This is a genomic window from Shewanella sp. 3_MG-2023 (assembly GCF_030548765.1).
Taxonomy (GTDB): domain Bacteria; phylum Pseudomonadota; class Gammaproteobacteria; order Enterobacterales; family Shewanellaceae; genus Shewanella.
Genome location: NZ_JAUOSH010000001.1, coordinates 240,649 through 256,242, shown reverse-complemented (window position 1 = coordinate 256,242; position 15,594 = coordinate 240,649). Strand labels below are relative to the sequence as shown.

At 42.4% G+C, this 15,594-nt stretch carries 13 protein-coding genes; 9 read left to right on the top strand and 4 right to left on the bottom strand.

Going from position 1 to position 15,594, the window contains the following annotated elements; all coding sequences use genetic code 11:
• The first annotated feature begins 95 nt into the window (after positions 1 to 95).
• The 4 genes from Q4591_RS01170 to Q4591_RS01155 all read left to right on the top strand — a co-directional run bounded on the left by Q4591_RS01170 (position 96) and on the right by Q4591_RS01155 (position 6,672).
• Entirely contained in the window at positions 96 to 1,382 is a 1,287-nt protein-coding gene (locus Q4591_RS01170) for a hypothetical protein (RefSeq protein ID WP_102477103.1), read from the top strand.
• Positions 1,383 to 1,384: 2 nt separating this feature from the next.
• Complete coding sequence (locus tag Q4591_RS01165) at positions 1,385 to 3,829, top strand: LamG domain-containing protein (RefSeq protein ID WP_303458927.1); 2,445 nt, start codon at positions 1,385 to 1,387, stop codon at positions 3,827 to 3,829.
• Between the two features lie 101 nt (positions 3,830 to 3,930).
• The gene (locus Q4591_RS01160; protein WP_303458925.1) at positions 3,931 to 5,508 is read left to right on the top strand and encodes a general secretion pathway protein GspF; all 1,578 of its coding nucleotides are present in this window, start codon (positions 3,931 to 3,933) and stop codon (positions 5,506 to 5,508) included.
• 321 nt (positions 5,509 to 5,829) lie between these two features.
• Positions 5,830 to 6,672, top strand: coding sequence for a hypothetical protein (locus tag Q4591_RS01155; protein ID WP_303413797.1), 843 nt, complete (start codon positions 5,830 to 5,832; stop codon positions 6,670 to 6,672).
• 122 nt (positions 6,673 to 6,794) lie between these two features.
• On the opposite strand, the gene Q4591_RS01150 is transcribed toward Q4591_RS01155, so the two are convergent.
• From Q4591_RS01150 to lolB, 4 genes are all read right to left on the bottom strand, one after another.
• Entirely contained in the window at positions 6,795 to 7,799 is a 1,005-nt protein-coding gene (locus tag Q4591_RS01150; RefSeq protein WP_303458922.1) for an FAD:protein FMN transferase, read from the bottom strand.
• Positions 7,800 to 8,004: 205 nt separating this feature from the next.
• Entirely contained in the window at positions 8,005 to 8,952 is a 948-nt protein-coding gene (locus Q4591_RS01145; RefSeq protein WP_076543115.1) for a ribose-phosphate pyrophosphokinase, read from the bottom strand.
• A gap of 97 nt (positions 8,953 to 9,049) precedes the next feature.
• A complete protein-coding gene (gene ispE / locus Q4591_RS01140) occupies positions 9,050 to 9,919 on the bottom strand; it encodes a 4-(cytidine 5'-diphospho)-2-C-methyl-D-erythritol kinase (protein ID WP_303458918.1) in 870 nt (289 codons plus the stop codon).
• A gap of 98 nt (positions 9,920 to 10,017) precedes the next feature.
• Complete coding sequence (gene lolB / locus Q4591_RS01135; protein ID WP_241900962.1) at positions 10,018 to 10,653, bottom strand: lipoprotein insertase outer membrane protein LolB; 636 nt, start codon at positions 10,651 to 10,653, stop codon at positions 10,018 to 10,020.
• 315 nt (positions 10,654 to 10,968) lie between these two features.
• Between lolB and hemA the strand changes: the two genes are divergently transcribed.
• From hemA to Q4591_RS01110, 5 genes are all read left to right on the top strand, one after another.
• The gene (gene hemA / locus Q4591_RS01130) at positions 10,969 to 12,219 is read left to right on the top strand and encodes a glutamyl-tRNA reductase (protein WP_102438932.1); all 1,251 of its coding nucleotides are present in this window, start codon (positions 10,969 to 10,971) and stop codon (positions 12,217 to 12,219) included.
• 14 nt (positions 12,220 to 12,233) lie between these two features.
• The gene (gene prfA / locus Q4591_RS01125; RefSeq protein WP_076543119.1) at positions 12,234 to 13,319 is read left to right on the top strand and encodes a peptide chain release factor 1; all 1,086 of its coding nucleotides are present in this window, start codon (positions 12,234 to 12,236) and stop codon (positions 13,317 to 13,319) included.
• 9 nt (positions 13,320 to 13,328) lie between these two features.
• The gene (prmC, locus tag Q4591_RS01120; protein WP_102438929.1) at positions 13,329 to 14,186 is read left to right on the top strand and encodes a peptide chain release factor N(5)-glutamine methyltransferase; all 858 of its coding nucleotides are present in this window, start codon (positions 13,329 to 13,331) and stop codon (positions 14,184 to 14,186) included.
• A 202-nt stretch (positions 14,187 to 14,388) separates the two neighbouring features.
• Positions 14,389 to 14,784, top strand: coding sequence for a SirB2 family protein (locus tag Q4591_RS01115; protein WP_076543121.1), 396 nt, complete (start codon positions 14,389 to 14,391; stop codon positions 14,782 to 14,784).
• Positions 14,785 to 14,793: 9 nt separating this feature from the next.
• Complete coding sequence (locus Q4591_RS01110; protein WP_102438925.1) at positions 14,794 to 15,582, top strand: SirB1 family protein; 789 nt, start codon at positions 14,794 to 14,796, stop codon at positions 15,580 to 15,582.
• Positions 15,583 to 15,594: the final 12 nt, after the last annotated feature.

Genomic DNA, 15,594 nt, shown 5'->3' with positions numbered 1-15,594 from the left:
AGCTTTATGATTCCCGAAATACTTATCATTGTCTGCGTTTTTATAACTCTGCCGCTTAAGGCGTTTGTTGGCTGAAATAACGACAAGGAGACAGTATGAAGAGGCAACTTTGTACGGTGAAAAGTCAACGATTTTCAAATAAATTCAATGTGCTAAGAACGCAATTAAGACTGAATAAAACCCGAGCCTTTTTGCATAAATTAACACTAGGTTCAATAATTGTTTTTGCTCCTTTGTCTCATGCTGGGACGTTAGAGCAAGCAAAGCAGTTACATGATCGTATCGCCGGTGTTCCCGCATCTGAACAAACCCTCAATGATATAGCGCAATTACTCGACGATAGTAAACCGATAGAAGCGGCTTATTTAGCAATGGAAACCCCAGCTTTTTATTCCACGACTTTAAAATTGTTCGCCACCCCCTGGACTAATATCGATCAAGACAGTTTTGCACCACTAAATGATTACAGTGCAACTGTAATTGGTGCGGTACGAGATGACGTTGATTTCAGGCAGGTACTGCAAGCCGATATGGTGTATGTGGGGAAGAACAGCCTTAATTTACCAGCCTATAGCACCAGTAATAACCAACATTACCAATCATTAGAAGATCAGTTTATTGATTTAAAAGATGGCTTGGAGCGAACCAGTCAGTCTAGCTTAAATGGTTTGCCAAGTGATGCTACAGCAGGCGTTCTAACCAGTAGAGCGGCTGCCAAAGCATTCTTTTATTTAGGTACAAACAGAGCCATGGTGCGTTTTACCTTAATGAATCATTTGTGCACTGATTTAGAGCCCCTAAAAGATAATACCCGTTCACCCGATAGAATCCGCCAAGATGTTAGCCGCAGCCCTGGTGGCGATAGTCGCTTATTTATCAATAACTGTTTAGGTTGCCACAGTGGCATGGATCCATTAGCTCAAGCGTTTGCATTTTATCAATATGATTTTAACCTTGAAGCCGATCCGGTTGGTGATAATGGGGCTATTGCTTACAACCAAAGTGGCCAAGTTGATCCCGATACAGGCACCAGGGTGCAAGGTAAATACCATATTAACTCGACCAGTTTCCCTTACGGTTATGTCACTGAAGATGATGAATGGCATAACTATTGGCGTGAGGGGGTTAACCAAAAGCTTGGCTGGGATGAAACCCTTGAAGGTAAAGGCTTTGGTGCTAAGTCATTAGGTGAGGAGTTTGCTAATAGCCAAGCTTTCGCTCAATGCCAAGTAAAGAAAGTATTTAAAACCGTGTGCTTACGAGATGCAGAGTCCAATGAGGATATTAACCAAATTGCGGCGACCACTGAGTCTTTTCAACAAAACTCATATCAACTTAAGCGTGTATTCGCTGAAGTTGGCAACTACTGCATGGGAGAGTAACGGTGAAATTATCTCAAAAAACCTTATCTAGCCTCTCGGTGCTGAGTTTATGTTTAACCCTCACGGCATGTGGCGGCGGTGACGTAGAAAGTAATCCGCCTCAACAGCAAGAACCAGACTCTGGCGTGTATACCGGTCCTGCACCTGCCACTGAAGACATTCAAAAATATAAAGTCTCATTGTGGGACAATATCTCAACTCAAAATCGCTGTGGAGCCTGTCATACTGAAGGTAATCAAGCGCCATATTTTGCCAGTCGAGAAGACGTTAACGACGCGTATGCTGCGACTAATCCGCTGGTTGATTTAACTGATCCAGCTTCATCTCGCTTAGTTGAAAAAGTGGCTGGTGGCCATAATTGTTGGCTAGACAGCGATAGTGCCTGTGGTGAAACCATGACTTCGTGGATCAAATTGTGGTCAGATGAACGGGTCAGTAGCGCCAATACAATTGAGTTAACTGCGCCAGTCATTCGAGAGCCAGGTTCAAGCAAAAGTTTCCCAGATGACAGTGCGCTATTTAGCCAACATGTTTACCCCATTGTTAGTCAGTACTGCGTTGATTGTCATAACGAAGGAGCGACTTTTGCTCAGTCACCTTTCTTTGCAAGTAACGATATAACTCAAGCTTACGAGTCGGCTAAAAATGTCATCAACATCGATGAGCCATCTCAGTCTAGATTAGTGGTTCGTTTAGGTAGTGAGTTTCATAACTGTTGGACAAATTGCCAAGAAAATAGCAATGAAATGCTTGCTGCAGTGACAGCGATGAGTGATGCAATTGCTGTCGATGAAATTTCACCAGAAATGGTGGTGTCTAAATCACTACGGTTAACGGATGGTATTACCGCTTCAAGTGGTGGTCGATTTGAAACGGATGTCATTGCCTTATACCAGTTCAAAACTGGCGAGGGTTCTACTGCATACGATACCTCTGGTATCGCGCCAGAAGCGAATTTATCGCTGACGGGTGATGTTGAATGGCTCGGCAGTTGGGGCTTATCTTTTACTAATGGTAAAGCGCAGGCCAGTACCGCCAACAGTAAGAAACTCCATGATTTAATCACCTCTACTGGTGAGTTTTCAGTTGAAGCTTGGGTAACACCAAATAATGTCACCCAAGAAGGGCCTGCAAGAATCGTCACTTATTCAGCAGGTGATGATGCACGTAACTTCACATTAGGCCAGAGCCAATATAACTATGACTTTATGCTGCGCACTGAAGCTTCAAGCACCAATGGCGAACCAGCCTTAAGTACGCCAAATGCCGATGAAGTGTTGCAAGCGACACTGCAGCATGTGGTATTAACTTATAACGCTACAGAAGGGCGAAAAATTTACGTCAATGGCAACTTAATTGAAGTGGCTGATGAAGATATTGCGCCGTTGGCATCTTGGGATGACAGCTTTGCGTTGATTTTAGGACGAGAGGCTTCAAACCAACATGTCTGGCAGGGTGATATTCGTTTGTTGGCGATTTATAACCGCGTCCTAGAGCAAGAACAAATCAGCCAGAACTATGATGTTGGTGTAGGTGAGAAATTCTTCTTGCTGTTCTCGGTAAGTCATTTAATTGATTTACCCAATACCTATGTGATGTTTGAAGTCAGCCAATTTGATAATTACAGCTATTTATTTACTGGCGCTTCATTGGTGAATATCGATGGTACGCCAGTGGCTGAAGCATTTGATATGCGTTCAGTTCGTATCGGGATTAATGGTAAAGAAAGTGCCCAAGGACAAGCTTATTCCAACGTCGATTTAGCCATTGAAAGCGGTCAGGCGTTAGCTGAACCTATGTCGCTGTCTGCATTAGGCACTATTATTGGTCTCGAAAAAGGTGCCAGTCAGGATGAGTTTTTCCTCACTTTTGAGCAAATCGGTGAACATGAAAATGTGGTTGTGCCTGGCGTGATAATCACACCTGATGAGTTACCAGCAAATACCGAAACCGCGCAAATAGGCTTAAGAAACTTTGCTGAAATTAACCACTCAATGAGTGAGTTAACTGGTGTACCTCAGCAAACAACCAAAGTGTTTGATACCTATGGGCTAGTAAAAAGCCAACTGCCGAGTGTCGAAAATATCGATACCTTTATTTCTGCACAGCAAATGGGGGTGACGCAACTGGCAATTGCCTATTGCGATGTCGCCATTGATGACGATAGCTTACGCAGCGCTTGGTTCCCTGATATTGACTTCACGCAAGAGCCAAACGTGGCATTAAGCAGCGCAGAAAGACCTAACTTGCTCAACCCGTTAATTGGTCAACTTATGCCGCTGAATTTATCGAGTCAGCCTGATGCTAACGTGGTTTATAACGAGCTGGATTCACTAGTCAGTAATTTGTCTGTGTGTGGCACAAACTGTAATGCAGAGCGAACCCAAACTATTGCTAAAGCCTCATGTGCAGCAGTGTTGGCAAGTGCTGTGATGTTGATTCAATAGGAGCGTAATGATGATAAAAATACCCACACAGATCACCACGTTTCCAATATTGAATATCGACAATCAAGCGGCGGCAAAAAAGAGTTTAAAAGGACTTCAACATGACTAAACGTACTCATCTTCACCCTGACAGTCCTTTATTGTTTTCCGATCATCGTAAACCCATGACTCGGCGTGAGTTTATCTCAACGGGCCTGGCAAAAGGTGGCCAAGCGGTCGCGGGTTTATCATTAATGAGCATGTTTGCTAACCCAAACCAAGCCAATGCTGCGTTGTCTTCTGACCTAGAAGCACTGCGAGACTCATGCGGTATTAGCGTACAAGGGGCGGGTAAAATTCCGTTTATTAGTTTCGATTTAGCGGGCGGCGCCAATATTGCTGGCTCAAATGTGCTGGTTGGTGGCGCAGGTGGTCAGCAAGATTTCTTATCGACAGCTGGCTATAACAAGCTGGGTTTACCTGGTGATATGGCACCATCGATTGCAAACCCTGATGTTGGTATGTCTGATTTTATTAACACTGATTTAGGGCTCGCGTTCCACTCTGATTCAGCGTTTTTACGTGGCATATTGGAAAAGGTTTCAGCCGATACCGCATCACGGATTAATGGTGCGGTGATCCCTTGTCGTTCTGATAACGATACAGGTAATAACCCACATAATCCTATGTATGCTATTGCGGCGGCTGGTGCTAACGGCTCGCTGATGCCACTCATTGGCTCGCGCAGCACTGACTCTGGTGGCAACTCAATGGCAGCGGCTAATTTTGTCGATTTGAGCATGCGACCAACTAAAATCGATCGACCGTCTGATGTGACTGGGCTTGTGGATGTGGGTGATTTGTTTAACTTGTTATCTCAGCGCGATGCCGTAACCGTAATGGAAAGCATCCAGCGCATTAGCGCCCAGAAAATGGCTTCGGTGAACACTAAAGTAACTCGTGATGATGTGATTAAAGACTTAGTCAATTGTGGTTATGTGAAAAGTGCTGATTTAGCCGATCGTTTTGGTGATCCTTCGACACTTAACCCTGTGTTAGATCCTGACATTGTGGGCCCAAGCGGTATTTTTACCATTAATGAATTTGATTCAGAATCAGAGTTCCAAAAAACCGCTTCTATTATGAAACTGGTGGTTAATGGATTCTCTGGTGCTGGCACTGTCACTATGGGTGGTTTTGACTATCACACTGGTGAGCGTGGTACCGGTGAGTTACGAGATTTACGCGCAGGGCGTTGTATGGGCGCATGTTTGGAATATGCCGCTCGTCGCAATCAACCTTTGATGATGTATGTATTCAGTGATGGCTCGGTTGCCAGTAATGGCCGCATCGATGACTCAATGGAAGGACGAGGCAAGGGCGAATGGACGGGAGATAACTCATCTACAGGTGCATCTTTCTTCTTGGTGTATAACCCAGCGGGTAAGCCACAATTGATGGGCGCAAGTGCTGATCAAATGGCGCAAAACCAACAAATCGGCTTTATGCGCTCTGATGCCTCAGTGGATACCGCATCGGCGCCATCGGCAAATAACGTGAACTTGCTGGTGGATACGGTGTTGCTTAACTACATGGCACTGCATGGTGAACAAGGCCAGTTCAATATGGTGGCACCAAGACAAGGTTTGGGCAACAGTGCGATGTTAGACTCGCTAACAGCGTTTCAACCGATAGTTTGATTAAAATATCGGTTTATTTTGCTGGTTAAATTGAAAAGCTCAGAGGTATTCTCTGAGCTTTTTTGTTTTTTAATCATTGTGATGGTTGTTTAACTGCCAACTAATTCGGTATTTTCTAGGTTTAAAATCTTAATCCAAAAGAACTTTGTAGATGAAGCAATGATATAGACCTTCATCACAATTGATCAGTTCCAAATATAGATACTCGTTTATCCAACAGGACTCTGATAGAGTGCTTACTAATCAATAGCTTTGCTTTAGTAAAGTTTAAGTATTTGGTTTATTAAATGTGCATGCGCACAATACAAATATTAGGTTATTATGAATATTATTTATACGTTTATAAAAAGGTTTTTTGCCTTTATTTGTTTTCTTTGGATTTCTGGCTGTGCGACACATTATGAGCCTATTATTGTCCCTGAATATTCTGGCTCTGTAAAAATCCAATCTTCTTCGGCTACTATATCTACAACCACGGAAATACCCGCTGGTGATTATTTAGTAGCTGATAGCCAAGTATTTCTTTCTGGTAGAAGTAATTTATCAAACCATTTTGGTATATTGGGAATCTTAGTCGATCAATTAAGTAATTCAGTTTCATTTGACAATGAAAATGAAACATTGAGTGTAAAGTTTGATGAAGTATTAACAGATATTATCCAAAATCAGGTTTTTGATAGAGAACTTAAGATTGTAAATGATACAGAGTCACCAAATTTAATTCTGTTACCATCAGCTAAGCTTATCTTAGATTCTGATAATTTAGCTCAAATTGAATTTAGACTTACAGTTAGAATTATTGATCCAATATCGGATATTCAATCGACTAAAGATTATTATTTTTTTAATGGCAAATCACTCCCTATATCAGGTGAGAATAGCTGGTCATCGGATAATGCGTCCAATCTGATTAACTACTCCCAATTTGCTCTTGAAAAATTAATTAACTCAGCTTCTTTTGATTTATTTGGTAATCATAAAGATTATTCTGATAAGAAATTACGTAAATATGTATATCTAAAATTCCCTTATTCTGAAAAACCTTTGAAAGTTGTTTTGCTAAATGAGCTTGATGATTATGTGGTTGTCTCTCATGAAAATAATGGTGTAATGGTGCAGTCGACGGTTCTCGTTGTAACAAAAGATCTATTAAGTCGCAAATAACCTGACTGATATTTTTTGAATAAGAAAATAAAATAAGTAGGTGCTGAAAATATGTTGGGTGAGAGAAAATAAGTGGATCCTTATAACGCTCCCCCAGCACCTACCATTAATCCATTACTTATCTAGTCCTGTTGCAGTCCCTCTGATACATGTAACGTCTGTTGATTATCAATAATAATCGCTTCATATTCTGGTAGTTGGTTAATTAGCGCCATGCCTTCTTGTAAGCCTTTTACAAATACGGCTGTTGATAGGGCATCAACGTAAGTTGAGTTTTTACCAATGATGGATACGCTGACCACTTTTCTGGCCGAGTCGCCGGTTTTAGGATTAATGATGTGGTGGTAGCGCACGCCATCTTCGATGAAGTAACGCTCGTAATCACCTGATGTTGAAATTGACTCGTTAACCAGTGGTAATTGCACCGCTGTTTTTTCAGCGGCTCTAGGGTGCTTAATACCGACAAACCATGGGCGGCCGCGTCTGTCACCGAGCAGTCCTGTATCACCACCTGCGCTGACTAAGGCGTGCTTAATACCTGCAGCTTGTAAAATGGCTAAGCATTGCTTAACGGCATGTCCTTTAGCTATTCCGCCTAAATCAATCCGTACATCTTGGTTTTTAAAACGAACACTAGATTGTGATTTGTCTAAGGTTACTGCGCGGTAATCTATAGCTTCGAGGGCTTGGTTTATCTCGGGTTTCGCTGGCTTTTGTCCTTGGCGGTAATCGTATTGATAACCAATTGAGGCGTAAGTGATATCAAATGTACCGTTTGTCAGCTCAGCAATCTTGTGTGAATCAAGCAGCAAATCAAACAGTTCTTGATTAATGACAACTGCCTCTTTCCCTGCCAGTTGGTTGATTTTGCTTAATTCGCTGTCTGCTTTATAAGGACTCATTAATCGGTCGATGCGATGCATTTCTTGTTCGACAGCGATGATGAGGTTATCTGCAGTTTGCTTTTCATTTGACTCTGTATTCTTCTCTGCTTCTGAAAGCCAAAATTCAACATGAGCTTGGGTCCCCATGACTTCAAAGCTCTTTTGATGCCACTGCGCAGTGACTTGAGTGGATAAGATTAGGCCAACAAAACACAGTGAGATTAATGAGAAAGGCTTAAACATGGGTAATGACTTATTGTTGAATTATTTTTATAGCCAATAGGGTACTGAGTTATGGGTTATTAATCTAGATTGATTTATGCCAAATAACAGCCAATAAAAAACGCACTCGATTGAGTGCGCTTTTTCGATGTCGGTGCTAAGTCGAAGACCTAACTCAAAGACCTAAGCCAGATAGCTTAAGTCAGCGACTAATTCAAATAATTGATTAGTGACGGAACATCGCAGAAATAGACTCTTCATTGCTAACACGACGGATCGCTTCAGCAAGTACTGCTGACATTGTTAGCTGAGTTACCTTTTCAAGTTTAGCGATCTCAGGGCTTAATGGCACAGTATCGGTAACGATAACTTCATCGATAACTGATTCAGCGATATTTTTCGCAGCATTGCCAGAAAATACCGGGTGAGTTGCATAAGCGAATACACGGTTAGCACCATGTTCTTTTAACGCTTCTGCCGCTTTACATAAAGTACCACCAGTATCGATCATGTCATCAACAATAATACAGTCACGGCCTTGAACATCACCAATGATATGCATTACTTGAGCTACGTTCGCTTGTGGGCGACGCTTATCGATAATTGCTAAGTCAGAATCATCAAGTAGTTTAGCTACAGCGCGAGCACGTACTACACCACCAATGTCTGGAGAAACAACAACTGGGTTATCAAGTTGCTTGCCTAACATATCTTCTAGCAGTACTGGGCTACCGAAAACGTTATCAACAGGCACATCAAAGAAACCTTGAATTTGCTCAGCGTGAAGATCGCAAGTTAATACGCGGTCAACCCCAACACTTGATAAGAAGTCTGCAACAACTTTAGCAGTAATAGGTACACGAGCACTACGAACACGACGATCTTGACGAGCGTAACCGAAGTATGGAATTACTGCGGTAATACGACCAGCAGATGCACGGCGAAGCGCATCAACCATAACGATAAGTTCCATTAGGTTGTCGTTGGTCGGTGCACAAGTCGATTGGATGATGAATACATCAGCACCACGTACGTTCTCATTGATTTGAACACTGATTTCACCGTCGCTGAAACGGCCTACTACTGCATCGCCAAGTTTGCAAAATAAACGGTCGGCTATTTTTTTGGCTAGTTTAGGGGTAGCGTTACCAGCAAAGAGCTTGATATCGGGCACTTTATGAACCTCAGGTGTTGGCTTTAAGTTAGTGGCTAAAAATGTGACTTAAGGATGTTGTCATCAATAAGCAAAAAACATTTCTAGAAGGTATTTGTTAATCTTGGTTTAAGCGTGTCATCAAAGGTGACAGGTTTAAGCCTTTAGCAACAAAGCCGCTCATGGTCGTTGGCAGGTGTGCCAACGCGTCTAGCGCCGATTGTTGCTGTTCGAATTCACCGAAGACGCATGCGCCAGTTCCGGTCATTCTTGACGGCGCATATTCTACCAGCCAGCTTAAGGCATTGGCAACTTGGGGGTGCTTTTCTGTGACAAGTTTTTGGCAATCATTTGACCAATTTTGCTGCATTAAAGTATCGATTGCTAATTTAGGTGTATCGCGAGTTAAGTCTGGCGCTTGGAAAATTGCTTGGGTTGACACATGGACTTCAGGCACTATGACTAGGTAGTACAACTCTGCTGGTTGCACTGCAATAAGCTGTTCACCAACACCTTCAGCGAAAGCAGCAAAACCATTAATAAAAACAGGGACATCCGCGCCAAGTTCTAGGCCGATTTTTACTAGGGTTGCATGGGGTAAATCAAGCCCCCACAACTTATTTAATGCCACTAATGTGGTGGCCGCATCAGATGAACCACCACCTAAACCGCCACCCATAGGCAAGTTTTTACGTAACCAAATTTGTGCGCCGCCCTGATAATTGCAATATTCTTGTAAAGATTTTGCGGCCTTTAGAATTAAGTTATCTTTTTCTGCGACAACTTTTGATAATTCTGAATGCAAGCTTATTTGTTTCGACTCAGTCGTCTGAAAATCTAAATAGTCACATTGGTCAATAAACTGAAACAGGGTTTGCAGTTCGTGGTAACCATCGGCTCGTTGGCCGGTAATATGCAAAAATAAATTGAGCTTTGCAGGAGCTGGCCATTCAGTGGAGATTGCCAAATTGTCTTTATTTGTTGTCATGTAAAAGCCATTCAAGTGGTTTTGTCATTTTGAGTCGAAGTGCCTATATAAGTACTTATATAACAGCGCATCATCAATAGCCGATAAACCAATATCGATTAGTTATTGGTTTGTGCTAGATTGGTTGTTAGAGCTTGCCATTGATTTATCTGTATTTTTATTTGTACATCAGCGCGATTGATTTGCAGTAATCTGGGCAGCTTAGCACCGCTTTGTTGCTGATAACTCATAAAGCTTACCAGCCAATCCCCGCCATTATCAGCACTGCTAAAACGTTTGATGCTGCCATCTGGATTATATTCTAGCACTTCATCATCAGGGGCGACTTGACCTGTGATCCAAAGCGGTAATTTATTAATGGGAATGGTCATGCCGCTGACGCGGTAGATTAGCCGCTCAGGGTTGTTGTCTGTGTAAGTTTTATCTTGAATGTCTAAACTGGCTAGGCCATTTTCAGACTTAAGTGACAATACAGTTGTGCCAATCATGGTGGTAAGGGTCAATTCATCGCGATCATATTGGCTGCTTTGATCGTGCAACCAAAATAAGTTGGTGCTAAATTTATCGCTGCTAGAACGAAAAGCCAGTTTACCTTGTAATTCCCATGCTTGGGCGTCACTGGGGTGCTTTACCTGTGTTTCTGAAAGCGTGTGCGGCGGACGAATAGAACAAGCCGTTAACAATAAACAGCTCATTAACAGTAAGTGTTTTAGGTAAGTTGTTAAAATTCGCAAAGGGACTCACTGGGATAAAAAAGCGATAAGGCATGATACTGGGCAATAAGCTGATTGTAAAAATGCTTTTATAAATAAAACTGATTTGATTAATTATTACTCCTATACTAGACAATATTAGCTAATGTAGATATACATAGCCCTGTTTTTCTTGGTGTATTTTGTCAAATGATGGATGATTTTGTTAACAAGATAGAATTATTAGAAAAAAAATAGATAATTATTCCGTTTTGTTAAGCCAATTGTGTTTTTAGTTTTACCAATTAAGTAGAATGACCTAATTAATGATCCTGCGAAGAACTTAAAACGAGTCACATGAGCCTAGTAGCAATCGGAATAAATCATAAAACCGCCACGGTCGATCTTCGAGAGAAAGTCGCCTTTTCACCGGATAAGATTCACGATGCGATGAAGAGTCTAGCTAGTCGAACTAGCTCGGGTGAATCCGTGATCGTGTCAACCTGTAACCGTACAGAACTTTATTGCAACAACGGCACTAAAGAAGACATCATCGAATGGCTAGAGGATTATCACAATCTTAGTCATGATGATCTCATGCCTTGTATTTATAGCTATGAGGATCAGGAATGCGTTAAACACTTAATGCGCGTGTCTTCAGGTCTAGATTCTCTAGTATTAGGTGAGCCACAAATTCTTGGGCAAGTTAAACAAGCCTTTGCGAAAGCTAAAGAGGCAGGCACAACGGCAGTTACTATTGACCGTTTGTTTCAAAACACCTTTTCAGTGGCTAAAAAAGTGCGTACTGAAACCGAAATTGGCGCCGCCGCGGTGTCAGTGGCGTTTGCCGCTGTCAGCATGGCCAAACATATTTTCTCATCACTAAGTACCACCAATGTATTATTGATTGGCGCTGGAGAAACCATTGAATTAGTTGCCAAGCATTTAAAAGACAATGAGGTTGCCGGTATTGTGGTGGCTAACCGAACGGTTGAGCGTGCACAGGCGATGTGTGAAGAGTTTGATGCAACGGCAATTACGCTGCAACAAATACCAGACTATCTACCTAAAGCCGATATCGTGATATCCTCTACCGCCAGTCCATTGCCTATATTAGGTAAGGGCATGGTCGAAAAGGCACTGAAACAACGTCGTCATCAACCCATGCTATTGGTTGATATTGCAGTTCCTCGTGATATAGAAGCAGAAGTTGGCGAATTAGACGATGCTTTCCTTTATACTGTGGACGATTTACACAGCATCATTGAACAGAACATGGCTTCACGTAAAGAAGCCGCCGAGCAGGCAGAAGTAATTGCCGATGAACAATCTCATATCTTTATGGAATGGGTGCGTTCGTTAGAGTCTGTAGACAGTATTCGAGAATACCGAAGCCAAAGTTTGGCAATTAAAGATGAATTAGTAGAGCGCGCCTTGAACAAATTAACTCAAGGTGGTGACAATGAACAAGTGATTTTAGAGCTAGCCAATAGGCTAACCAATCGCTTAATCCATGCACCGACACAAGCGTTAACTTCTGCTAGTCGTCAAGGGGACTTGAATACCTTAGGCCAATTACGTGTCACGCTTGGTTTGGATAAAAATTAAGGTAATAAAGCTAAATGAAAGAGTCGGTTATTCGCAAGCTGGAAGGCTTGCTTGAACGTAATGAAGAAGTATTGGCATTACTGAGTGATGCACAAGTTATTGCGGATCAAGACCGCTTTCGCGGCTTATCAAAAGAATATTCTCAGTTAGAAGATATTGTAAAAAGCTTTAAAGCGTTTCAAGAGGCTCAAGCCGATCTTGAGTCAGCGCAAGAAATGCTTACTGAAGATGACGCAGAAATGCGTGAAATGGCTCAAGAAGAAATTAAAGCAGCCAAAAAAGCCATTGCAGAACTTGAAGATGAATTACAAATCTTATTGCTTCCAAAAGATCCAAATGACGACCGTAATGCCTTCGTAGAAATCCGTGCCGGCGCCGGTGGTGATGAAGCCGCTATATTCGCGGGTGACTTATTCCGCATGTATTCACGTTTTTGTGAGTCGAATAAGTGGCAAATGGAAATCATGAACGCCAACGAAGGTGAGCATGGTGGCTTTAAAGAATTAATCGTTCACGTAACTGGTGAAGGCGTTTACGGTAAATTGAAATTTGAATCTGGCGGACACCGTGTTCAACGTGTACCAGAAACTGAATCCCAAGGTCGTGTACATACCTCAGCCGTTACCGTGGTTGTATTACCAGAAGTGCCAGAAGCAGAGCAGATTTCAATTAATCCAGCAGATTTAAAAGTCGATACCTTCCGCGCATCTGGCGCAGGTGGTCAGCACGTCAACAAAACCGATTCAGCCATTCGTATTACTCACGTACCGTCAGGTATTGTGGTGGAATGTCAGGATCAACGCTCGCAACATAAAAACCGTGCCCAAGCCATGAGTGTGCTTTCAGCGCGCTTACAAGCGGTTGAAGATGAAAAGCGTCGTAGCGAAGAAGAATCAACCCGCCGTAATCTAGTGGCAAGTGGTGACCGTTCTGAACGTATTCGAACTTACAACTTCCCACAAGGTCGTATGAGTGAGCACCGAATTAATTTAACGCTATACCGCTTAAATGAAATCATGGAAGGCGACTTAAACGCTATTATTGAGCCATTAATGCAAGAGGAACAAGCGGACTTGCTTGCTGCATTAGCTGACGACTAAGGAGTAACCTTGTCACAGTCTTCTTTCTCTACCATTGCGGAGTCTTTGCAATGGGCTTACAGTTTATTGGTTGATTCATCTGAATCGGCCAATATCGATGCAGAAGCCTTGCTTCTGCATTGCATCAATAAGCAGCGTAGCTTCATTTATACTTGGCCTGAAAAAGTCCTCACCACAGATCAATTCAAAGCTTATAAAGCCATGGTCGAAAAGCGCCAGCAAGGTGTGCCTGTGGCACATATTATTGGTGAACGTGAATTTTGGTCATTGCCATTTATTGTTAACGCCACCACCTTGATCCCGCGTCCTGATACTGAAATTTTAGTAGAAACCGCGTTAAATTTGCCTGTAGCGGAAACGGCTAAGGTACTGGATTTAGGTACGGGAACAGGCGCGATAGCATTGTCATTGGCATCTGAGCGACCACAATGGCAAGTCACAGCCGTTGATAAAGTCACTGATGCGGTAGAACTTGCTAAAGCCAACCGGCAAAACTTAAATCTCACTCAAGTTGAAATTTTACAATCAGATTGGTTTAGTGCAATTGAAGGCCGGCAATTTCAATTAATTGTCTCAAACCCTCCTTATATTGACGAAGCCGATGAGCATTTAGCCATGGGTGATGTGCGCTTTGAACCATCAAGTGCATTGACCGCAGGTGACGCAGGTTTTGCTGATTTATTTCATATCGCAACCTATGCGCGGGCTTACTTATCTGAAGGTGGCTATTTACTGCTGGAGCACGGCTTTGAACAGGCGCTGGTCGTAAGACAAAAGCTCATTGAACTTGGTTATGACAATGTCGCAACCGTGCGAGACTTTGGCAGTAATGACCGTTGCACCTTAGGTCAATGGAACAAGGTTTAAGCCACTTGCAACCGCCATTTTTTCGTTCGTTAATCATTGGCAGTGATCCATCGCGTTAATTGCCCAGTTAATACTGAGTTAGTTGCTGATTTACTCATGTAGTGACTGGCCTAATGGGGCGATTTTCACAACATTGCTAATAAGCCGCCAGATCGAGTAAACTAGCGGCCATTTTATCGGTAGCTCAAAGAGAAAAACAATAATGGAAACCTTTTACAGTTTATATCCAGCTGTTAAACACACGCACTTAACCTTCATCTTTTTAAGTGTGGTCTTTTTTGTCACTCGCTTTGTACTACACATGCGCAAGTCGCCAATCATGGATAAAAAGTTTGTTAAAGTTGCCCCTCATGTCATTGATACCTTCTTATTGTTATCAGGGCTAATCTTGTGCTTCATGATCAAACAATATCCATTTGTCGATGAGTGGATGACTGAAAAATTAATTGCAGTTTTAGCCTACATTGGATTGGGCGTTATGGCACTTAAAGGTAACCGTAACAATTTATTCAAAATCTTCGCCTTTTTAGGTGCTATCGGATGGCTCGTATTAGCTGCCAGGCTGGCTCATTTTAAACAAGTTGTATTAATGGGTTAATAGAGTTTAATGGCAAAACATCAAATGAAAGATGCAGTTAAGATCCCTGAAACTGCATTTGAAATAACACAACATCTTGGCTTTTCTCAAGAGAAGAAAGCGCTTTGGGCTTGGTATGAAATTGCCGGCTCAGTGATGAGCTTATATGTCGAAGATCAGCAACAGCGCTTTGAAGGTTTATTGCACTGGTTTTATGATGATTTAGGCTTTTGTGTGCGTGATGATTACTTTAGTGTTGATGCTGCCGATCTTGGTCGCTGCATTATGACCCGTCAAGGTAACAGCACCACCTTAGCCACGGTATTAATTTTACTGGCTAAGCAGCTTGATATTAGCTTAGAAGCGGTATTATTACCGGGGCACACCGTAGTGAGAAGCCATATAAATGATAATGTCATTTATATCGATCCGCTAACGGGGCAGCAATTAAGCCGCCACCAATTGCATATACTGGTGCGTGGTGAGTTAGGTAATTCGGCCATGCTTAAGCCTAAGTACTTAAAAACAGCCAGCCTAAAACGCTTAATAACTCGTATGTTACATGAGCTAAAAGCGGGTTGCATCGTAACCCAGAAATTTGAACAAGCGATGGAATGCTGCAATTTATTGCTGCAGTGGCATCCTGATGATGTGAGCTTAAATCGAGAGCGCGCTTTTATTGCCCAGCAACTGGGGTGCATTAAAGTGGCCATTTCAGATTTACAGCACTTTATCGACAGCAGTCCACACGACCCGGTGACGGAAATTGTCAAAATCCAGCTGAAAGAGTTAAGTCAACAACCACAGACTTATCACTAAGTGGTTAATATA

What these genes read in the sequence shown, in the direction of transcription:
- Q4591_RS01170 (WP_102477103.1), top strand. Translation starts at nt 96, where the DNA reads ATGAAGAGGCAACTTTGTACGGTGAAAAGTCAACGATTTTCAAATAAA.
- Q4591_RS01160 (WP_303458925.1), top strand. Translation starts at nt 3,931, where the DNA reads ATGACTAAACGTACTCATCTTCACCCTGACAGTCCTTTATTGTTTTCC.
- Q4591_RS01155 (WP_303413797.1), top strand. Translation starts at nt 5,830, where the DNA reads ATGAATATTATTTATACGTTTATAAAAAGGTTTTTTGCCTTTATTTGT.
- Q4591_RS01150 (WP_303458922.1), bottom strand. Translation starts at nt 7,799, where the DNA reads ATGTTTAAGCCTTTCTCATTAATCTCACTGTGTTTTGTTGGCCTAATC.
- ispE (WP_303458918.1), bottom strand. Translation starts at nt 9,919, where the DNA reads ATGACAACAAATAAAGACAATTTGGCAATCTCCACTGAATGGCCAGCT.
- hemA (WP_102438932.1), top strand. Translation starts at nt 10,969, where the DNA reads ATGAGCCTAGTAGCAATCGGAATAAATCATAAAACCGCCACGGTCGAT.
- prfA (WP_076543119.1), top strand. Translation starts at nt 12,234, where the DNA reads ATGAAAGAGTCGGTTATTCGCAAGCTGGAAGGCTTGCTTGAACGTAAT.
- Q4591_RS01115 (WP_076543121.1), top strand. Translation starts at nt 14,389, where the DNA reads ATGGAAACCTTTTACAGTTTATATCCAGCTGTTAAACACACGCACTTA.
- Q4591_RS01110 (WP_102438925.1), top strand. Translation starts at nt 14,794, where the DNA reads ATGGCAAAACATCAAATGAAAGATGCAGTTAAGATCCCTGAAACTGCA.